Below are 19,680 nucleotides of genomic sequence, written 5' to 3' on the forward strand. Positions count from 1 at the left end.
CGTTTTCTCTCCAGAATATCACATTCGGTTCAATGGAGCCATTATTTTGTTTGTTTTTGAAAGCTCATCGAGTACCGAATCAATACCAGCAATGTCCCTCGCGAGAGGTCATGAACAGCTCCACATGCGCACCGGTTCGGATCTGATTCCATGTGATATATGACCTGTGATAGGGTTTGCCATCCACTTTTACGGACTCGATATACCGGTTCTTCTCACTTAGATTGTGAGCTGTCAGTCGAAAGATGCGACCATTGGGCTGAGGGATGGTCACATGTTCGAACAGGGGCGATCCCAGTTCGTAATGGCCGCTTATCGGATCCACCGGATAGAACCCCAGAGCTGAGAATACGTACCAGGCCGAAAGTTGGCCACAGTCTTCGTTTCCGCATAGACCGTCAGGAGTGTTTTTGTATAGTTCCGTCAGGATGCGGCGTATTATCCCCGCTCCTTTCCATGGCTGCGATACCTTGTTGTACAAGTAAGCCACGTGATGGCTCGGCTCATTGCCGTGAGCATATTGTCCGATCATTCCCGTACTGAAGATCGGCAATGCTATATGAGGGGGAGTAGAGGTACCGAAAAAGAGGTCGAGACGGCGAGCCATCGAATCTGCACCGCCCATCAGTCCCATGAGACCTTCGGTATCATGCTGGACTCCGAAGAGATATTGCCAGGCATTGCTCTCTGTGATGTCCTCGCTATATTCGAAAGGATCGAAAGGGACTTTCCATTTCCCCGATGCCAATCTGGGCCTGAAGAAACCACTTGCCGGATCATATACCTCTTGGTACGACTTGGCATGGTGTGCATATGCCATCGACCGCTTGGCTGCCGCTGCGTTTTCCCTTGCAAAGAGCGCGATGCAGGCATCGTCGTAGGCGTATTCCATCGTCTTGCTCAGGCTCCAGTTCGTACAGTCGGCCGGCACATAGCCCAAGCGACGATAGTTGTCCATATCGGTTCTGCCGGTTTTTTCCATGGTCGAAACCAACAGGCGCATGATGCGCTGCGGATTCTCTTTGTAATTGCCTTTTCGATAGGCTTCTACGATGACCGGTATGGAATGGTAGCCGATCATCATATCCGTTTCTCCGGCCCACATCGTCCAAACGGGCAGCAGCCCTTCGTTTTGCTCACCGAAGGCGACGAGACTTTCCGCCATATCGGCCGCACGTTCGGGGAAGAGGATGTTGTACAGGGGGTGAGCAGCTCGGTAGGTGTCCCAGAGCGAGAAGGTACTGTAGTGTTTGCGTGTCGTCTTTAGCGTATGGATCTTTTTGTCCGCTCCTCTGTAACGGCCATCCGCATCGCTGAAAACCGTCGGGCAGAGCAGACTGTGATAGAGCGCGGTATAGAAAATGGTGTCTGCTTGGGACGATACTCCTTTCTCTGCCACTATACGCGACAAGGCGCGTTGCCACAGCTGCGATGCCTCTGCACGGTAGCGGTCGAAATCATGGTGGGGAGCTTCTTTCGCCAGATTGTTAGCCGCTCCCTTTTCGTCCACACCCGATAGGGCGGTGGAGATCGTCAGCGTACTGTCGGATTCGACCATTAGAAACGAAAGGTGGGCTACAAGGCCGTAACCGATGATTTGCGTCGTATCTTTATTGGTATATTGGGGCACACTGTCTATCGTGAACTGCTCTATCGGAAGGGAAAATCTGCTGCGGAAGAATACGCGCTGATCCCGTGCCCAACCATCCGAGAAGCGATAACCGCTTATCGTGTGGCTGTCGATCAGTTGCAGACGGCTGTCTGTCGTCCTGTCCCAGTTCATTGTACTATTAAGATCGAGGCGAACTTCCAGCACAGAGTCCCGGATTGTATAGCGTTGAATGCCGCAGTGTTCGGTGGCCGTCAGCTCCACCTTGATACCGTTGTCCAAGCTTACAGCATAATATCCGGCTTCGGCTGTCTCGTTTTTGTGGCTGAATGATGTCCGTATACGGTCGTTCGGGCCGGCTTCATCTGGAGAACTTTTGCCGATCGGCATAAAGCGAATGTCATAGAGGTCGCCGGCTCCCGTGCCGCTCAGATGCGTATGGCTGAAGCCTGCTATTATCGTGTCGGGATAATAGTAACCGGCTATATAGTCCCAGCCGCTTTTCCCATTGTCCGGGCTTAGCTGTACCATACCGAAAGGAACCGTAGCCCCCGGATAGGTATTGCCTACCCAGTCGGTTCCGACAAGGGGGGTCACGTACTTTGTGAAGTCAATATCTTTTCCTCTTTTGCTGCCTGCACATGAAAGCAAAAGGCTGACGGAAAGAAAGGCTATGGGGTAGGGGAGAAAGCGCATCGTTGGATCAGGATAAAATGAGATAAAACAAAAAACAACCATGATTTGCACCTGCCTCAAAGCAGGAGAAAACCATGGCTGTACACTAAGCTGTTTGGGAATGCAGGCAGCTATGCTTGAGGGCGGATAGGACTACTTTTTTTGTACTTCGGGTTGGATGAAATCCATAAAGCACAAACCGGCCAAAGCCGTGCCGTATCGCTTCTCGATCGTGATACCCTCGGTGATGAAGTTCAGCTCTCCGAGGTAGTATTGGCTGTAGGTCTTCTGGTGCAGATCGTTGATAACGCGGATCAGACGGGACTCCAGCTCTTCGATACGGTAGCGTCCGCTGACCTCGCAGACGAGACCTCCGGCTTTCTCGTCGAAATTCTCATCCTTGTACATCCATGCATACACCACTCCGGCCGAAACGAATTCGTCCTGATAGCCGTGCGAAACGGCCATGATCGTTTTCAGCTCGGAGCCGAAAGGCGGCAGGTCTATTTCGTCCATTGTGACCAAATGAGCCGTTGCAGGCAGTACGGAGGAGTACGTCATGATATTGAAGTCCGAGATCCCGGCGTCGAACAGAGCCATATGATACGAACCGGCATGCAGTTCCAGATCAGACTCGCCACTACCCTTGGTAATGAAGAAAGTGTTGGGGATGAGATTCCCTACAAGTTTGCTCATTTTTGTAATTGTCCTTGATATGTTGTTAGTACTTACACTGTTTCGTCTTGCAAAGATAGGATTATTCCGTCTATATCCGATGAAGGGTTATCGCTCTTTTCCCCTTGTAAATTTGCGGAAGTAAGTCCTGTTTTTTTATATGACATGGTGGTGATCCGATTTGTTCGATCTTGCTTTAAGAGCGAAGACTCGGAAATGTACTGAAAGCAGTGTGCTCCCCATGGAAGAATGTCATCCGAATTTTGTTGGAATTACGTGCCGAAAAAGTTTTCAACAACGAAGAAGGGTTTGGAATGATTCTAAATAAGCACTTAAAAAGAGCCGGATTTTCAGGTAAAAAGAAGAGAAAACAGGCTCCTTGTGATCTGAATCTGCTTTTCCGGAGTTTGGATCACGATTTATATATAAATCATTTTCGATTTGTATATAAAACGATTTCAATTTATATATAAATAGTTTTCTATAAATATAGAAATCAAAGGTGATTTGTATATAAATCGTAGCCTCCGAAAGGTTGCTTTGAGGGTCGGAATAAAAGAGGCACCCACCGGAAGTTCGCGACCGAACTCGGATGGGTGCCTTGTATCGCAGGTGGACTGCGCCGTGATTATTCCACTTTATTTTTCATCGAGGTATACTTTTCTCCTATGTGCTGCAATCGTGTGATATAGGACAAGATAGGATAAGCCGAAAGGGCCGGTGCAGTGTGTGAGGAAGTCGGATACATGTCTAATATATTTTTGTCATTTATGTCCTGTAATTATATTCATACGATAGGGCTTTCGGATGCCATGTATTTTTGCCGATGTAAGCCTTATCGAATACAAAGGTAGAAAAAGAACCGAACAGTGGATAGGCTGATGTCGCTACAGCACTGACCAATGGTACTGTAGCGAAGGAATCCGAATGAAAATGAGCTACATATAAAAAAAACTGTAATTTTGCATCGTGATAGGCGGTCTCATCGTTGGTGGAATCCGCAATCACGTTGAGTAATAATTATTGTTTTTAAAACGAGAAAAGAGATGAAAAAAATTCTTGGTTTCGCCATGTTGAGCGTTGCATTGGTTGCTTGTGGCGGAAATAAAAATGAGCAGGATGCTGCTGCCGATAGCGCACGTATTGCTGATTCTATAGCACAGGTAGAGGCTGCGGCTGCTGCCGATGTAGAGCGCTTTGTAGGTACCTATACAGGCCTTATTCCTGCTGCCGATGCAGAGGGATTCGATGTTAAGTTGGTATTGAATGCAGACAAAACTTTTGCTCTGGAAGAAGTAGCCAAGGGTGGAAAAGAAGACGGTTTCGGATCTACGAATAGCGGTGCTTTTACCATTAGTGGCGATACGGTATCTCTTGCAAGAGAAGGAGAGGTTTCTCCTCTTCGGCTTGTGTTGAATGCGACTGCCGATTCGTTGCAGTACGATGGAGTTCAGGATGAGAAGATGGCTCCTTTCTACGTATTGGCCAAGCAGAAATAATCAAGATTCCGACAGAAAGGCTGCTTTAGGCGGTCTGCCCTAATAATGAAAGGGTTGTGAATATGGTTTTATCCATCGTCACAACCCTTTTTCTTTACAGTAGGATTCTATCAAAGAGAAAAGATCCTACTCCAATCTTTCACTAAGAGGTCTAAGGTTTTTACGGCATTGGCAGGGCTTGTACTCGGCATGAGCAGACGACGAATGGAGAGAGTTTCGGGGAAATGCTTTCCGAACATTTTCTCTGCTTTTTGGCCGTTGAATGCGATCGTGTGCAGATGAGGATTTCGTTCGATCAGTGAGCCTATGTCATTGGGCACTTCGTCGCAGATCTGAATATCCGCACTTCCCTTGCGAATAGCCGAATGGGCTACATCCCACAGACCGATATGTGCCGAAAGCAACATCTCGGTTCGTCCTGCATAGTCATCGGGTAGGGACTTGCCCAGCAGTTTTGCCATCAAAGGCCAAAAGCGATTGCGAGGATGAGCATAGTATTGTCCCCTGCGAATAGATTCGTCACCGGGCAGACTGCCCAATATCAGAATCTCTAAATGACCATTCTCGATGGGTGGGAAAGAATACTTTTGTCCGCAATCCATACCTAAGACAGGACTTTACTTCTTGTTGGTCATGATATTGAGCACAAGGGTATCGGTGGCGTTCATGCCATCCCGGCCTATGCTTGTGAGGTTGTCGATGCTTTGGTCTACATCGTCATCCACGATCCCCTCGTTGCTGGTCACTACCTTTTTCTCCATGGCCAGCAGTGCAGAGAACATGGCAGAGCTAACTCCGCTGGACACTTTCATACTACAGCTCGGCTTGGCTCCATCGCAAAGCATGCCGGTGATATTGCCGATCATGTTTTTGATGGCAAATCCGATTTGCTCTTTAGTACCTCCCATCAGATAAGTGAGTCCGCAGCTCGATCCCGTTGCCGCTACGACACAGCCACACAGAGCCGACAGACGCCCCAGCTTCTGCTTGATGTAGATCACCATGAGATTGCTCAAGACCAAAGCCCTTACCGTTCTTTCGTGATCGGCTTGCTCGTCCTCGGCAAATGAAAGAACGGGCAATGTGGCCGTAATACCTTGATTGCCACTGCCGGAATTGCTCATGACTGTTACCGGAGCACCATCCATACGTGCATCGCATGCCGAGCTTGTATAAGTAAGCATGCGGGTAAGAGAGCTATCGCCAAGATAGCGGCGTCCCAAAGAACCTTGTATCATTCGTCCTACGGCATGGCCATAGTTTCCCTTCATGGAGACTTCGCTGGCATGTCGATTGAGGCGAGCAGCTTCCAAGATGAATTCGATCTCTTCCGTAGGTGTATTCATGGCAAAGTCGTATACCATCTCGAAGGATAGCGTGATGTCCTCCTCCGAATCCGATGATGCGCTGTCGCTCTTGTCCGCCGCATCATGCCGACTATCGATGACGGCTTGGCCATTGTGTGCAGCATAGATGATATTGGTATGGATCTTCTCGATTACCGTAGATGCCGATTCGGAACCGGCCGACATATTGATTTCGATGTGCAATTTGTCTATATCACCCTGTTTGACAGCTACTTGTATAATCTTACTATCGACGATTTTCTTGGCTTCCTCCAGCTGTTCCGGTGCAATTCCATCAAGCACTTTGAGTTGTTTGGTCGGGTCTGCTACCACGATCCCAAGGGCTATGGCTATCGGCAGTCCGATCATTCCTGTTCCCGGGATACCTACGCCCATGGCATTCTTGAGCATATTGGGGCTGAGCAGTACCTCTACATGGTCCGGTCGTTGGTCCATGAGCGAAGCAGCTTGAGCAGCAGCAAGGGCAACGGCAACCGGCTCGGTACAACCTGTGGCCGGAACTACTTCTTTCTTAATGAGACTGATAATTCGTTGTTGGGTTGGTGTATCCATTTTGAAAGTGATATTGAAAAGGCTCTTTGGACTGGCTTATTCTTGATTGTTAATTCTTCTCCTCGGATTCGGCGTCTTTGTGATCCGATGTGTACAATATGGCACTGGTAGCACCCATCGTAATCACATCGCCGTCGTTCAGTCTGCACCATTCTTTTTTGTCCAGAAGACGTCCTCCGACAAAAGTACCTACAAGACTATCATCGTCGGCAATCGAATAAAGAAATGATCCGTCTTTTTTCGGGGTTACTCGCAGTATGCAGTGGTGCCGTCCCATACTTGGATCGCTTGTCAGCACAGCAATGTCCACCACCGAGTCTTTGTTGCGACGTCCTATCCCGTTGTCTCCTTCTTTGAGTGCAAACTCTTGTCGGTATCCGAATACATTTTCCAATACGACGATGTATCCGTGGCTTCGGTCGAGCTCCTGCTCCAATTCTTGTTCCTCCTGCACTGTTTTGTGATTGCGTGAACTGTCGGATTTGCTTACCAGCCGAATGCGCAACTGATGACAACAATGCGGACAGAGCAACGACAAAGAACCGTTCGGAGATGTCTGAGAGAGAGTTTCACGGCTGATCGTGATAGGACCGTCACACTTCGGACAAAAGACTCTTTTCATTAAAAAGACGTTATTTTCTCGTGTGCAAAAGTAATCATTGTTTATGTACCCCAAAAAGAAGAGACTACGGCGCATAAAAACAAAAGTTAGGGTACTAAACTGAATAGCCTGTGATAGTGGTAATGTGAATAGTTTGTCCCTATAAACGAAAAGCCTCCGCTCATTTACCAGCGGAGGCTTCTCGTTATTGATCGTTTTTTCTTTATTGTATTCGTGGCTCTTGTATCTTTTTTCAGAAAGATATAGAGGCTGAAAGAGTGCTTATACCCTTCTCAATCCGGCCATTTTGAGAGCCGTAACGGCTGCTTCTGTGCCTTTGTTGCCATGTTTTCCTCCGGCACGCTCCTCGGCTTGAAGCATGGTTTCCGTGGTAAGCACGCCAAAGATGACAGGTACAAAGCCGTCAACATTCAATTGGGTGATCCCCTGGGTTACGCCTTGGCAGATGTAGTCGAAGTGCGGTGTGTCGCCTCTGACTACACAACCGATAGCAATTACCGCATCCACTTCATGCTGTTCTGCGAGGTATGCACTTGCATAGGTAAGTTCGAATGTGCCGGGAACGTGCTGTACGATAATATCCTCTTCTGTTACATCGTGCTTCAAAAGGGTAGCGATGGCCCCTTTCATCAGAGCTTCTGTGATATTGCGATTCCATTCAGCAACGGCAATTCCTATACGAAGTCCTTTGCCGCTGGGGACACTTTCGTAGTCGTAGTCGGATAGATTATGATAAGCTGTAGCCATATTTTGGTTTTGTCTAATGAGTTGTCCTGAAAAAAAGGCATCCATCCCAGCATGAGACAGATGCCCTTCTTATTTTGTTGTTTGATATTATTATTATTTCGCTCCTTTGGATTTTACACGTATGATGTCTGCTTCTACTGTGTTGGCTTCCATCGAGGTGTAGTATTTGTCTTTTACCTGCGTATAAGCAGCGAGAGCTTTGTCATATTGCTTGAGTTCTTCATATACGCGACCAGCTTTCACCAAGCAGCCCGGAGTGATGGCATCGTTGGAAGCTGCGGCAGCAGCTTTCTCGAAATAGCCCACTGCTTCTTCGTACTTTTTGAGCTGTACATAGCAGTCGCCGATCAGGCGAGTAATGGAAGGTGCTACCATATTTTCTTTGGCAGAGAATCCTTTCAAATGATCAATGGCTTGCTGATATTCTCCGAGGTTGTAGTAGCAAATGCCGGCATAGGCTTTTGCTAGATTGGAAGCATCCGAACCGGAGTATTTCTTTATTACTGCGAGCAGTCCCATTTCGTTAGTGCCATTTCCGTTTAAGGCTACGCTATCCAGTTCCTGAATGAATTTGTCTTCGGCAAGGTATGCCTTGGCAGCAGCTTCACGAGCTTTAGGTTCGCTGACGAAACGTTTGTAGGCAAAAAAACCTGCCACAATGATAAAAACGCCCAAAATAACCAAGCCGATCTTGGTCATGTTCTTTTCTACGAACTGTTCCGAGCGTGAAACCACTTCTCCTACGTGGTTTTCTGGTTGTTGATTTTCTTTTTTAGCCATATGATGGAATAGTTATTTATTTCTTTTCAGTCGCACAAAGGTACGCGTTTGACTGTGATATACAAATGTACGGTCTGAATAAATACGATATCTAATTGTTTGACGAAAACATTTCTTCCATTTCTCTGTATTCCGACGCTTACTTAATTAGGCTGTTGGACGACTCGAAAGAGAGCTACTGCCAATCTACTAATCCGGTTTTCACGGCATACCGTATCAGTTCGGCTGCATTGGAGAATCCTAATTTGCGCAGAATGTTGCTGCGATGTGTCTCTACGGTCCGGTAGCTGAGATGCATTTTCTCTGCAGTTTCTTTTGCTGAATAACCATCGCATAGATACTGGACTACTTCTTTTTCGCGCTCAGTTAACTCGCAAGATTCCTGCGACTTCTTGCTCTTTTTCGCTGAGCGATCCGCCGAGCGAGATAGACAAATGTCCAGAATCATCTTGGAAACGCTCTTGCCATAGAAATGACTGCCGGTGGCTACGGTACGAATGGCATTTTCTATATCGTTGGTTTGAGCTGTTTTGCACATGTATCCTTCTACATCGATTTCCAACAGCTCGTTGACTGTTTTTTCTGACACTTCGGAAGACAGTATTATGATCTTAATAGAAGGGTATAGTTTCTTTACCTTCCGAGCAAGATCTACCCCATTGCCATCGGGAAGCCAAATATCCAGTATGATGAGTTCGGGAGCTTTCTCTTCTTTCAGAAAAGTTTCCATCTCTTCACAAGAACCGCACTCGCCTACAATCTCTGCCAAACCTTGTGTTTGGGAGATGGTGGCGCGCAAACCTATCCGATAGAGTTCGTGGTCATCCACGAGTAATATACTGATCATAGTTATATATGTTTAAGGCGAGGTGAGGACGAAGGAGAATATCGAACCCTTGCCTTGCTTGCTATCAATGCATAATTTGCTTTTGTTCCTTTCGAGCAGACCTTTGCAGATGATCAATCCCAATCCACTTCCTTTTTCGCCGTTGGTGCCTACGGTAATCCTATTGTTTTTGCCGGATTCGAGGATGTCGTTTATTTGTTTTTGACTCATGCCTATTCCCTGGTCTGAGATTGAAATTTTTACTCCTCCTTGAGTCTTTCTTTCTTCCACTCGGATCAGTATCATATGACCTCCTTTGGAGAATTTGATTGCGTTGCTAAGCAAGTTGCGAACGACCGTGTTGATCATTTGTAGGTCAGCACGTACAATACATCTTTGCGGTGCGTCCAACTGTAATTCGATGCCTTTATTATGAGCTGAAATGGAGTGAAGGCTGATTGCTTTCTCGATATTTTCAACAATGTTGAAGTTCACAAAAGTGGTCACGAGGTTGCTTAGTTGGATATTCGCCCAATCAAGCAGATTTTGCAAAAGAATGAGTTCGGAAACCACGCTGTCTCGAATAGAAGACAGCATGCTGCGAGTTGGGGCATCGTAATCGGATTGGGGGGTAAGCATAGCGTCGAGAGCCATTTTCTGTGCAATTACAGGACCTTTGATGTCGTGGGATATGATGGATAGAAGTCTGTCTTTGGTGTCATTCATCTCCCGGAGTCTCTTATTCTGTTTGTGTCTCCTCCTTATTAGAATAAAGAGGATAGAGATAATGCATGTCATCAGAATGCATATCAGGATGAAGGCGAATTGCAGTCTGCGCACAAGTCTGAGCTCTTGATTTTTTAATGCAATTTCGGATTCTTTCTCTTTGCTTTTGAAGCGAACTTCGAATTCAGATACTTTTTCTTTCATCTGCCTGGATGCGATCGAATCAGATAGTGCATTCGATCTTTTCAGGCATTCGTATGCCAAGGAGTATAATCCATGGTCGGCATATAAGAAGCTGGCTAAGTCAAGTATACACAGTCTGACCTGATCATATCCAGTTTGTTGTGCTAAATTCTCTGCGATTGTCAGTAATTCGTTTGCTTTTCCGTATAGGCTATGATATGCATAGTAGTAAGCTAAATGTGCGTGACATAGAGCTTGGATCTCCACGTTTTTTGTCTTGGAGGCTATCTCCAATGCTTCGATCAAGGGTTTGAAACTTTCTTCTATCTTATTCTGATCGATCATAATCGTGCCGATATTCATAAGGCTATTGCACATACTGGCACTATCTGCATTGGCACGCTCTATCTTAAGTGCTTTTTCATAATAGGAGCAAGCCGATTCGAAATCTTTTTTTTTCTGGTATATATTGGCTATGTTGTTATAGGCGATGGGGATACCTGTTTCGTTTTTCATGGTTTGCGCTATTTCCAGAGCGCGTTGATAGAAAGTCAGAGCATCATCCCACTTTTCCTGAAAGAAGAATATGATACCCATTTGCATATAGGTACGACCGGCGATTGTATCGTTAGGGTTGCCTTTAAGCAGATCTATTGTTTCCTCAAGGGCTGTTATTGCACTGCTATAGCGACCGGCATAAGTGGACATACTGGCATACTCCAGAAGAAGCTCCGGAATATCTTGAACCAAACCTGCATCTCGGGCGAACTTAATAGCCAATGAGTATGCATCGGCAGCTGTTCCGACATTGTGGTCTTTTTTGAGCTGTTCGCCCAACTTTTCATATCTCTTTTTCTTCTCTGCTGCAGATAGAGTGAGGTCAGAAGCGGTTTTGAAAAGAGAATCTACATTAATCTCTCTCGCGGAGAGTGGAAAAGCGGCGGGGAGAATAAGTATCAGAATAATCAGTTGGATACGTATATTCATAATATGCGTTATATTTCGTCGGCAAAAATAATATTTTTTGATAACTGAGCTCTATAATATAAAGCTTGTTTCCTTGTGGCCTATCTGTCCGTTTCTGCTTTCAAGGCCTTTGCTTAGAGCAAAAGTAGTCTTCCGAAGTCCGAAAAACTTTTTAGTTCTTGTCTTTTTATGTTTTTGACTATTTAATAGGGTGTAGTTGTATAAATTGGATAATTATATGGGACAAAACTATATTTCAGTCATCCGTTATCAGAAGGACTGACGAAAGAGGGAGCATACTCGTTTAGGGTTGGCTTATTACTGCTGCAGTTGTTTTCAGAGCTTCTCATCTGACTTTTGAGTTTGAACAAGCTGGTTCGTTTACTGCTTTTTCTGCAAATCCTTATTTTTGTCAACATTATGACCGAGAACAAGACATATACCGAGGCGATGACACGCCTTGAAGAGATAGTCCGTATTATCGAACACGACAGCCCCGATGTGGATGAGCTGACCAAACTGGCAGAGGAGGCTATTGCGCTGATTGGTTTCTGCCGAGAGAAACTCACCGTAGCTGATAAGCAGATCGAAGAACTCATGGCCAAGCTTTCATGAAAGAAAAACGCTATGCTCTGATCGTAGCCGGCGGGCAGGGACTGCGTATGGGGGCCGATTTGCCTAAGCAATTTCTGCTTTTGGCCGGACGGCCGGTATTGATGCACACGTTGATTCGCTTTGTCCCTCATGTCGATACTATAGTACTGGTATTGCCTGCTGATCATCATACTTATTGGCAAGATCTGTGCCGGAGGTATGACTTTGCTATCTCTCATCAAGTAGTTGCAGGTGGGGGCACTCGTTTTGCCTCTGTTCGGAATGGATTGGAGGTTGTGCCCAATGGTGTTTTGGTTGCAGTGCATGATGGAGTACGTCCTTTGGTCAGTGGCGAGACTATTGATGCTTGTTTCTGTGCGGCCGCAGCGGGAGGGGCTGCTGCTCCTTGTAGAGCTCTGCTCGAATCGCTTCGCTATTATGCCACTGATGGAAATTATGCTGTGGACAGGAGTCGCTACGTCACGGTACAAACTCCGCAAATTTTTCGTAGTGAGTGGTTAAAAGAGGCCTATCGGGAGCCATACGAAGAACGCTTTACGGATGATTGTTCGGTGTATGAACATCATTTTGATCGTCCCGTGGCATTGATTGAGGGCAATCCTGAGAATATCAAATTGACCACTCCTCTCGATCTTTCCCTTGCGGAACTGTTATTGACATCCTAATGCCTGATACGGGATCAAAGTTCCCGGAAACAATTTCCCCCTAATAATTACTTCCTGCATTTGACGCAACTTCAGACACTGATGTCGTCGTTGTCGCATGCGGTGCATGCGATATGAAAAACCTGGAGCAACATTATTGATTCGATAGGCTAACTCCCAAGAAAACACGGGCCCAAAATACTCCGATTTTGGCTCGTCATTTCTGAAAATATGACGTGAGAATTTTTTCGTTCCGGCGCGAGATTTTTTCCCTTCCGGAGCCAAAAGAAAAAAGTTTACGCGCCATGTTTTTAGAAGCTATAAATGCCAAAATTTGGGCGCGTAAACGCACCACCTGATGTCAAATCGATGCTTCTTGCTGTCTATGTGAGTTCATGTTCGAAGATCGTATTGCCGTACCGTTGACTTTGACCGCGATTCTTTTTTCTGCTTTCTGACAGTGCTCGAAAAGCCTCAGACTGCGGCCGTATTTCATTATCTTTGTTCCATAATCATGGACTATTATGAATAACGATCTCCAATTTACTATGGTGGCTAAGACCCTTTACGGGTTGGAGGATGTCTTGGCTGCCGAACTAACAGCCCTGGGTGCTGAGGAGGTAACCGTGGGTCGGCGTATGGTCAGTTTTCGAGGAGATAAGAGGATGCTCTATCTTGCTAATCTCCGGCTGCGTACAGCACTGCGCATATTGAAACCTGTAACGACTTTCCATGCGAAGACGACAGATGAGATTTATGAAAGGCTCAAACTTTTCGATTGGACGACCGTTATGTCATCGGATCAAACTTTCTCCATTGATTCCGTCGTTTATTCCGATTCGTTCAAGAACAGTCAGTATATAAGCTATCGTACCAAAGATGCTTTGGTGGATTTCTTCCGTGATCGTGAGGGCAAACGCCCTTCCGTCCGGCTGTCCAATCCCGATATTCTACTGAACATACATGTGTCGCACGAGGAAGTAACCCTGTCGCTCGATAGCTCGGGCGAGAGTCTGCACAAGCGAGGTTATCGTGTGGCCGAAACGGCAGCTCCTCTAAACGAGGTACTGGCTGCAGGTATCTTGCTCAAAGCCGGTTGGGATGGCAGTACGGATTTGATCGATCCCATGTGTGGATCCGGAACGTTCCTCATCGAAGCAGCCCTGATTGCTTGCAACATTGCTCCCGGTATCTATCGGCGAGGCTTTGCTTTCCGGCGGTGGGCGGACTTCGATCCCGATCTGTATGATGAGCTATACCATGACGACAGCGCAGAACGGGTATTCGATCATACCATCTACGGTTCCGATATTTTGCCACAGGCCGTAGCTGCGGCCAGAAGTAATGTGGAGCGAGCCGGTCTTGGCAAGTACATTTCTCTGAGTGTCCTACCCATGCAGCAGCGTCCGAAGCCTGAATCCAGGGCTATGCTCGTGATGAATCCTCCCTATGGAGAACGTATCAAAGTGGAGGATATGCAGCAGTTGTATGCCATGATCGGAGAGCGACTCAAGCATAATTATGCAGGTTGCTCTGCATGGATTTTGGCTTTCAAACCGGAGCATTTCAACCATATCGGTCTTCGTCAGTCTCATCGAGAGAAGTTGATGAATGGAGCCTTGGAGTGTGAGTTGCGAGGTTATGAACTCTTTGAGGGACGACGCGATTCATTTGCCGAAAGAAAAAGTCGTCAAGCCGAAAGAGAACAAGGTGTAGGACGGAGAATCGATCGTCGTGACGTTTCTGCCGGAAGGGAAAGACGCCCCAACTCCATGGATCGAGAAAATAAGCCTCCTTATCGTTCTCCTCGTCCTGATAAGCCTTTCAGAACTTCCGATAAAAGGAAAAGAGAGCATAATGATGAGCAACAACGAGAGACTCGCTGGCCGAACGATAGGTTCCGATCTTCGGATGAATCTGAAAGAGGGCCTCGCAAATCCTCTTCAAAGCGGATTCAGGTGATCCGCAACGACGAATAATAAAGAATAGAAAATCAAATACAATAGATAAATGAAGAAAATAATCTTCCAACGACTATTTCTGTCTGTTTGTGCCCTTACAGTGGCCTTGCCTTGTTCGGCTCAGTCTCCTGAAACGAGCGGCAAGGAGTTTACTCTTGAGCAACTGATGCCCGGAGGAAAAGAGTTTTACAACTTTTACCCCGAATACGTGGCCGGTTTGCAATGGATGGGAGACAATTATGTCTTTATCGAGGGGGATGATTTAGTTTTTAATAAGGTGAATGGCCAACCGACTCAGTCTTTCAGATTGTCTGCTGCAGACCTCAATGCACAGATGCCGGAGGGATGCAAATTTCAGACGACTGATGCTTTCCCTTCATTCCGCACACTCGATGCCGGACGAGGCCAAGTAGTTCTCTTTACACAGGGGGGATTGGTCGGATTCGATATGCTTGCCCGAAAGGTAACTTATGTTTTCGACACCGATGGAGAGACGGCTTCTCTGGACTTTTCTCCTGTGGGAGACCATGTGGCCTATGTCAAAAAGCACAACCTCTATATCGCCCGTGGGGGCAAATCCGGAGAGGGTATGCCACGAGCTATCGCTCTGACAGCAGATGGGACTGAGACGCTTGTCTATGGTGAGGCGGTACACCAACGAGAATTTGGCATCGAAAAAGGTACATTCTGGTCTCCAAAAGGTAGCAGCCTCGCTTTCTATCGAATGGATCAGAGTATGGTGAAGCCTACCCCGATAGTAGATTATCATCCGCTCGAAGCCGAGTCCAAACCGCTTTATTACCCCATGGCCGGTACCCCCTCGCACCACGTTACGGTTGGGATCTATCATTTGGCTACGGGCAGGACTGTCTATCTGCAAACGGGTGAGCCGAAGGAAAAATTTCTGACGAATCTGAGTTGGAGTCCGGACGAAAAGATCTTGTATGTAGCCGAGGTCAATCGTGCTCAAAACGAATGTAAGGTAAATGCCTATGATGCTGAGACCGGTAGATTCGTCCGTACGCTGTTTGTTGAAACCGATAAACATTATGTAGAGCCGTTGCATCCCCTGACATTCCTCCCGGGAAGTAACAATCAGTTCATTTGGCAGAGCCGTCGCGACGGATGGAACCATCTCTATCTGTATGATACTACAGGTCGTCTGATCCGTCAGGTGACAAAAGGGGAGTGGGAGGTGACCAACTTTGCAGGCTTCAACCCCAAGGGAACACAGCTCTATTTCGAAAGTACCGAAGCCAGCCCTCTCGAACGCCGTCTATACAGTATTAGTGTCAAGGGTGGAAAGACGAAAGACCTGACTCCCGAATCGGGAATGCATCGTACCCAACTATCTCCCGACGCTTCGGCTATAATCGATGTTTTCCAGTCGCCTACTGTTCCGCGTAAGGTTGCGGTGACAAATATCGGCAAGGGGTCTCGCACTCTATTGGATGCTAAGAACCCCGATACGGGCTATGCCATGCCGGAGATCAGAACGGGTACCATCATGGCTGCCGATGGGCGGACGCCTCTTTATTACAAGCTCACGATGCCGCTTCGCTTCGATCCGGCAAAGAAATATCCTGTTATAGTCTATGTTTACGGAGGACCTCATGCCCAGCTCGTAACCAAGACATGGCGCAGCTCTGTCGGTGGGTGGGATATTTACATGGCACAGAAAGGCTATGCCGTCTTTACGGTGGATAGTCGCGGATCTGCCAATAGAGGGGCTGCTTTCGAGCAGGTTATTCATCGTCGTTTGGGACAGACCGAGATGGCCGATCAGATGTGCGGTGTGGACTTCCTCAAGAGCCAATCATGGGTGGATGCCGATAGAATAGGAGTACACGGCTGGAGCTATGGCGGCTTTATGACTACGAATCTGATGCTTACGCACGGCGATGTCTTCAAAGTCGGAGTAGCCGGCGGGCCTGTCATAGACTGGAATCGATATGAGATTATGTACGGTGAGCGTTATTTCGATGCGCCACAGGAAAATCCCGAAGGATACGATGCAGCCAACCTGCTCAAACGAGCCGGTGATCTGAAAGGACGACTTATGCTGATTCATGGAGCGATCGATCCGGTCGTGGTATGGCAGCATTCGCTCCTTTTCCTTGATGCCTGTGTGAAGGCACGCACGTATCCCGACTATTACGTCTATCCGAGTCACGAACATAATGTGATGGGGCCGGACAGAGTGCATTTGTATGAAACAATAACCCGTTATTTCACAGATCACTTATGAACATCCTTTTATTAGGCTCCGGCGGGCGCGAACATGCCTTGGCTTGGAAAATAGCCCAAAGCCCGCTAACGAACAAACTCTTCGTTGCTCCCGGAAACGGGGGGACGGAGGATGTAGCGATCAATATACCCGAAGTGGATGTGAACGACTTTGCTGCCGTTGCCGGAGTGGTACAGCGCGAGTCTATCGACCTGCTGGTAGTGGGGCCTGAAGAACCCCTCGTACGCGGCATAGTGGACTACTTCCGAAATCACGACTCACTGCACGATCTCCTCATCGTAGGACCCGATGCCAAGGGGGCACGTTTGGAGGGAAGTAAGGATTTCAGCAAGTCTTTTATGAAACGGCACGGTATCCCTACTGCCGCTTATCAGACCTTCACGGCTGACCAAATAGATACAGGCAAGGCATTCATAGATACGATGCAGGCTCCTTATGTATTGAAAGCCGATGGTTTGGCTGCCGGTAAGGGGGTGATCATCGCTCCGACGGCAGAAGAAGCCAAACGGGAGTTGGCCGAGATGCTCGGTGGTAAATTCGGTGCTGCAAGCCGTCATGTGGTGATCGAAGAGTTCCTCGATGGCATAGAATGCTCCGTATTCGTTGCTACGGATGGCAAAGACTATCGTATACTTCCCGTTGCAAAAGACTATAAGCGAATCGGCGATGGAGATACCGGTCTTAATACCGGCGGAATGGGGAGCGTTTCGCCTGTTCCTTTCGCCGACGAAGCATTCATGCGGAAGGTGGAGGAGCGGATTATCCGGCCTACAATATCGGGACTGATAGCCGAAGGGATCGATTATCGCGGATTCATCTTTGTGGGACTGATGAATGTAGGAGGAGATCCTTATGTGGTAGAGTATAATTGCCGTATGGGAGATCCGGAAACCGAAGTGATCATGCTGCGAATCGGATCGGACTTTGTGGAGCTGCTTCGCCGAATAGCTGTGGGTAATATCGGTGATTACCAGATGCAAGAAGATCCTCGCTTTGCTGCCTCGATCATGCTCGTGTCGCGAGGTTATCCGGGTAGTTATGAAAAGGGAATGGAGATGGATATCCCCATCCCTCCGGCCGATACGATTCTGTTCCATGCCGGCACTATGGCAAGTGGGGGAAAGGTATATACCAATGGCGGTCGCGTCATGGCTGTCAGCAGCTACGGAGCGACACCGGAGGCCGCCTTGCAACGTTGCTATACCCACGCTCAGCAAGTGCTCTTCGATGGTAAGAATTATCGTCACGATATCGGCCAAGACATGCTTCTTTGGGCGAAAGCCGAACGTTAACAGTGACAAGAGCTGAAAGAACGTATTTAGTGCCGGCTACGATATTGATTGCCCTCCTGTGTAGGATACTATCCTACGCATGGGGGCTTTCTGCTGATATCTCACCATCAGGAGACAGCTTTAGCTTCTTTGGTACGATCCCTTCTTTGTGGCAGAGCATGGGCTCGTTTGCGATCGGGCTAATCGGATCTTTTATTGCAGTTCGGTTTAGTGCTTTCTATCTGTTGCTTCATGAAGGCGGATTAAAGTTATTCGCCTTTCTGATGATCCTTCTGCTCAATACCCATCAGGCTTTCTTCTCCATACAGCCGTACTCGCTGTCGATACTGCTATTCGTAGCACTCTTCTTCTGTCTGTTCGGCACTTATGGGCATAGCAATATTCCGCGAAAGACCCTCAACGTAGGCTTTTGTATCGGACTTTCTGCCGTGCTTTGGTCTCCATCTCTGCTTCTTGTGCCGTTTATGCTCATACAGCTTTATCCGATGAAGAGTTTGTCTTTCAAAAATCTGCTTGCTTTTTTCTTCGGACTGTTTCTCCCTCTGTGGTGTTGTCTTCCTTTGTTCCTATTGTTCGGAGAGGAGCAGTACATTATCGACAATCTTAACCTTCTAAGCCAGTGGGGTTTTTCCTATCCGACTTCCCACGTAAGTGCTTGGAAGTGGTTGTATCCGTCTCTTTTGTTGGCGTTGTATCTTATCTCCTTCGTCTATTTGCAGCTGACATACACGAGAGAAAAAGTTATCGCACGTATTTACTTCTTTAGCCTTTTGTGTGCCGGTTGCTATATGCTGCTGCTTTCTGCAGTCATGCCTGCTGCTTCGGACGGATTTCTTTATTTGGCTACATTCCCCATATCGGTACATGGAGCGCGTTTCCTGTATTCTCAGAGTCGCCGTCCTGCCAATATCCTGATTTCTCTTATCCTCCTTGCCTTTCCCATCTCTCTATTCGTGTCATCTTTTTTCCTTTGATTTTTCAGTACACGTCACACACCTAAAAACTCCTTTTCCCGGTTCTGAAAAACGTGGCGTGAGAAAATTTTTTTTCTCAGACCGTGTAGAAAAAATTTACGCCCGTAAACGAAATTTTTTTGGCGCCACAATTTTAGAATTTACGCACCGTAATTGAGCTGATTTTGGTCTGCTTTTTGGGGACTAACAGCTGCTTGCCTATAGCCTTTCGGAGTCAGGATTTTATGATGCCATTCGACGATGTTATGAAGCTCAATTGCTTCATGCTAAAAAAGGGAGCTTTATTTCCTATCTTATTGTCTATGAGTTTGTTTTCTGTTTTTGATGTCCATTTGGGGGATTCCTCGTTTTGGCCTGAAATTGTTATCATATATAGCCCAAAATGCCGAGTTGTCCGTTTGCTGTTGTTATAAAAAACAATATCTTTGTTCCCATCGTAGTGGTCCCTGCTCGTCTCGAACAAGTTGAGTGGGGTGTAAGAGGGAATCGGGTGAGAATCCCGAGCAGTCCCGCTGCTGTAAGCTTCTACCGCCGTGTCGGTTTTTGATGGGCGGACTCTTGTCGCTTTCCAAATGATGCCACTGTTCATTCTCTACTACAGGTGGAGCTGAATGGGAAGGCGCGACAAACAGAAAAGAGATGAAGTAAGCCAGAATACCTGCCTCTACGAGTTGCCTATAAAGTATGGAGAGAAGACCTCGAGGAAAGGAGTCTCCCCG

The 19,680-nt window shown here is 47.2% G+C and carries 17 protein-coding genes, 1 pseudogene and 1 riboswitch; of the genes and pseudogenes, 8 read left to right on the plus strand and 10 right to left on the minus strand.

Going from position 1 to position 19,680, the window contains the following annotated elements; all coding sequences use genetic code 11:
* Window positions 1-79 precede the first annotated feature (79 nt).
* Together F452_RS0106025 and F452_RS0106030 are read right to left on the minus strand one after the other, a co-directional pair.
* Entirely contained in the window at window positions 80-2,305 is a 2,226-nt protein-coding gene (locus F452_RS0106025) for a GH92 family glycosyl hydrolase (protein WP_018965329.1), read from the minus strand.
* A gap of 132 nt (window positions 2,306-2,437) precedes the next feature.
* Complete coding sequence (locus tag F452_RS0106030; RefSeq protein ID WP_018965330.1) at window positions 2,438-2,980, minus strand: pyruvoyl-dependent arginine decarboxylase; 543 nt, start codon at window positions 2,978-2,980, stop codon at window positions 2,438-2,440.
* 1,025 nt (window positions 2,981-4,005) lie between these two features.
* Between F452_RS0106030 and F452_RS0106040 the strand changes: the two genes are divergently transcribed.
* Window positions 4,006-4,458 carry a copper resistance protein NlpE N-terminal domain-containing protein gene (locus tag F452_RS0106040; protein WP_018965332.1) on the plus strand — a complete coding sequence of 151 codons (453 nt, stop codon included), beginning with the start codon at window positions 4,006-4,008 and terminating at the stop codon, window positions 4,456-4,458.
* A 110-nt stretch (window positions 4,459-4,568) separates the two neighbouring features.
* On the opposite strand, the gene F452_RS0106045 is transcribed toward F452_RS0106040, so the two are convergent.
* The 7 genes from F452_RS0106045 to F452_RS0106075 all read right to left on the minus strand — a co-directional run bounded on the left by F452_RS0106045 (window position 4,569) and on the right by F452_RS0106075 (window position 11,248).
* Window positions 4,569-5,060, minus strand: a complete 492-nt coding sequence (locus F452_RS0106045) for a DNA-deoxyinosine glycosylase (RefSeq protein ID WP_018965333.1) — start codon at window positions 5,058-5,060, stop codon at window positions 4,569-4,571.
* Window positions 5,061-5,075: 15 nt separating this feature from the next.
* A complete protein-coding gene (locus tag F452_RS0106050; RefSeq protein ID WP_018965334.1) occupies window positions 5,076-6,377 on the minus strand; it encodes an L-cysteine desulfidase family protein in 1,302 nt (433 codons plus the stop codon).
* 49 nt (window positions 6,378-6,426) lie between these two features.
* On the minus strand, window positions 6,427-6,999 hold the full coding sequence (locus tag F452_RS0106055) for an FHA domain-containing protein (RefSeq protein ID WP_026292244.1): 573 nt from the start codon (window positions 6,997-6,999) through the stop codon (window positions 6,427-6,429).
* A gap of 261 nt (window positions 7,000-7,260) precedes the next feature.
* Complete coding sequence (gene ribH, locus F452_RS0106060; protein WP_018965336.1) at window positions 7,261-7,746, minus strand: 6,7-dimethyl-8-ribityllumazine synthase; 486 nt, start codon at window positions 7,744-7,746, stop codon at window positions 7,261-7,263.
* Between the two features lie 93 nt (window positions 7,747-7,839).
* Window positions 7,840-8,526 carry a tetratricopeptide repeat protein gene (locus F452_RS0106065; protein WP_018965337.1) on the minus strand — a complete coding sequence of 229 codons (687 nt, stop codon included), beginning with the start codon at window positions 8,524-8,526 and terminating at the stop codon, window positions 7,840-7,842.
* Between the two features lie 175 nt (window positions 8,527-8,701).
* On the minus strand, window positions 8,702-9,373 hold the full coding sequence (locus F452_RS0106070; protein WP_018965338.1) for a response regulator transcription factor: 672 nt from the start codon (window positions 9,371-9,373) through the stop codon (window positions 8,702-8,704).
* A gap of 12 nt (window positions 9,374-9,385) precedes the next feature.
* On the minus strand, window positions 9,386-11,248 hold the full coding sequence (locus tag F452_RS0106075) for a tetratricopeptide repeat-containing sensor histidine kinase (protein WP_018965339.1): 1,863 nt from the start codon (window positions 11,246-11,248) through the stop codon (window positions 9,386-9,388).
* Between the two features lie 399 nt (window positions 11,249-11,647).
* Between F452_RS0106075 and xseB the strand changes: the two genes are divergently transcribed.
* Together xseB and F452_RS0106085 are read left to right on the plus strand one after the other, a co-directional pair.
* Window positions 11,648-11,842 carry an exodeoxyribonuclease VII small subunit gene (gene xseB, locus F452_RS0106080; protein WP_026292245.1) on the plus strand — a complete coding sequence of 65 codons (195 nt, stop codon included), beginning with the start codon at window positions 11,648-11,650 and terminating at the stop codon, window positions 11,840-11,842.
* Window positions 11,839-12,507: a 2-C-methyl-D-erythritol 4-phosphate cytidylyltransferase gene (locus tag F452_RS0106085; RefSeq protein ID WP_018965341.1), complete on the plus strand. Its 669-nt coding sequence runs from the start codon at window positions 11,839-11,841 to the stop codon at window positions 12,505-12,507. Before xseB ends, F452_RS0106085 begins: the two co-directional genes overlap by 4 nt.
* On the opposite strand, the gene F452_RS12765 is transcribed toward F452_RS0106085, so the two are convergent.
* Window positions 12,493-12,771, minus strand: a complete 279-nt coding sequence (locus F452_RS12765; protein ID WP_080637696.1) for a DUF1661 domain-containing protein — start codon at window positions 12,769-12,771, stop codon at window positions 12,493-12,495. The genes F452_RS0106085 and F452_RS12765 overlap by 15 nt on opposite strands.
* A 7-nt stretch (window positions 12,772-12,778) precedes the next feature.
* Here F452_RS12765 and F452_RS12770 point away from each other — a divergent pair.
* From F452_RS12770 to F452_RS0106105, 5 genes and pseudogenes are all read left to right on the plus strand, one after another.
* Window positions 12,779-12,832: pseudogene (locus F452_RS12770) on the plus strand (hypothetical protein); the annotation flags it as partial.
* Window positions 12,833-13,010: 178 nt separating this feature from the next.
* Window positions 13,011-14,465 carry a THUMP domain-containing class I SAM-dependent RNA methyltransferase gene (locus F452_RS0106090; protein ID WP_018965342.1) on the plus strand — a complete coding sequence of 485 codons (1,455 nt, stop codon included), beginning with the start codon at window positions 13,011-13,013 and terminating at the stop codon, window positions 14,463-14,465.
* A 31-nt stretch (window positions 14,466-14,496) separates the two neighbouring features.
* Window positions 14,497-16,695, plus strand: coding sequence for a S9 family peptidase (locus F452_RS0106095; protein WP_026292246.1), 2,199 nt, complete (start codon window positions 14,497-14,499; stop codon window positions 16,693-16,695).
* On the plus strand, window positions 16,692-17,987 hold the full coding sequence (gene purD / locus F452_RS0106100) for a phosphoribosylamine--glycine ligase (protein ID WP_018965344.1): 1,296 nt from the start codon (window positions 16,692-16,694) through the stop codon (window positions 17,985-17,987). Before F452_RS0106095 ends, purD begins: the two co-directional genes overlap by 4 nt.
* A gap of 2 nt (window positions 17,988-17,989) precedes the next feature.
* On the plus strand, window positions 17,990-18,961 hold the full coding sequence (locus tag F452_RS0106105; protein WP_026292247.1) for a DUF6427 family protein: 972 nt from the start codon (window positions 17,990-17,992) through the stop codon (window positions 18,959-18,961).
* 423 nt (window positions 18,962-19,384) lie between these two features.
* Window positions 19,385-19,641: riboswitch (cobalamin riboswitch) on the plus strand.
* The last annotated feature ends 39 nt before the right edge of the window (window positions 19,642-19,680 follow it).

Source organism: Porphyromonas gulae DSM 15663, from assembly GCF_000378065.1.
In the GTDB taxonomy this organism is placed as follows: domain Bacteria; phylum Bacteroidota; class Bacteroidia; order Bacteroidales; family Porphyromonadaceae; genus Porphyromonas; species Porphyromonas gulae.

Bases quoted from the DNA above. Each gene is read 5' to 3' on its own strand.
- purD (WP_018965344.1), top strand. From the start codon at position 16,692: ATGAACATCCTTTTATTAGGCTCCGGCGGGCGCGAACATGCCTTGGCT.
- F452_RS0106090 (WP_018965342.1), top strand. From the start codon at position 13,011: ATGAATAACGATCTCCAATTTACTATGGTGGCTAAGACCCTTTACGGG.
- F452_RS0106045 (WP_018965333.1), bottom strand. From the start codon at position 5,060: ATGGATTGCGGACAAAAGTATTCTTTCCCACCCATCGAGAATGGTCAT.
- ribH (WP_018965336.1), bottom strand. From the start codon at position 7,746: ATGGCTACAGCTTATCATAATCTATCCGACTACGACTACGAAAGTGTC.
- F452_RS0106040 (WP_018965332.1), top strand. From the start codon at position 4,006: ATGAAAAAAATTCTTGGTTTCGCCATGTTGAGCGTTGCATTGGTTGCT.
- F452_RS0106070 (WP_018965338.1), bottom strand. From the start codon at position 9,373: ATGATCAGTATATTACTCGTGGATGACCACGAACTCTATCGGATAGGT.
- F452_RS0106065 (WP_018965337.1), bottom strand. From the start codon at position 8,526: ATGGCTAAAAAAGAAAATCAACAACCAGAAAACCACGTAGGAGAAGTG.
- F452_RS0106030 (WP_018965330.1), bottom strand. From the start codon at position 2,980: ATGAGCAAACTTGTAGGGAATCTCATCCCCAACACTTTCTTCATTACC.
- F452_RS0106055 (WP_026292244.1), bottom strand. From the start codon at position 6,999: ATGAAAAGAGTCTTTTGTCCGAAGTGTGACGGTCCTATCACGATCAGC.
- F452_RS0106025 (WP_018965329.1), bottom strand. From the start codon at position 2,305: ATGCGCTTTCTCCCCTACCCCATAGCCTTTCTTTCCGTCAGCCTTTTG.
- xseB (WP_026292245.1), top strand. From the start codon at position 11,648: ATGACCGAGAACAAGACATATACCGAGGCGATGACACGCCTTGAAGAG.
- F452_RS0106050 (WP_018965334.1), bottom strand. From the start codon at position 6,377: ATGGATACACCAACCCAACAACGAATTATCAGTCTCATTAAGAAAGAA.
- F452_RS0106075 (WP_018965339.1), bottom strand. From the start codon at position 11,248: ATGAATATACGTATCCAACTGATTATTCTGATACTTATTCTCCCCGCC.
- F452_RS0106085 (WP_018965341.1), top strand. From the start codon at position 11,839: ATGAAAGAAAAACGCTATGCTCTGATCGTAGCCGGCGGGCAGGGACTG.
- F452_RS0106095 (WP_026292246.1), top strand. From the start codon at position 14,497: ATGAAGAAAATAATCTTCCAACGACTATTTCTGTCTGTTTGTGCCCTT.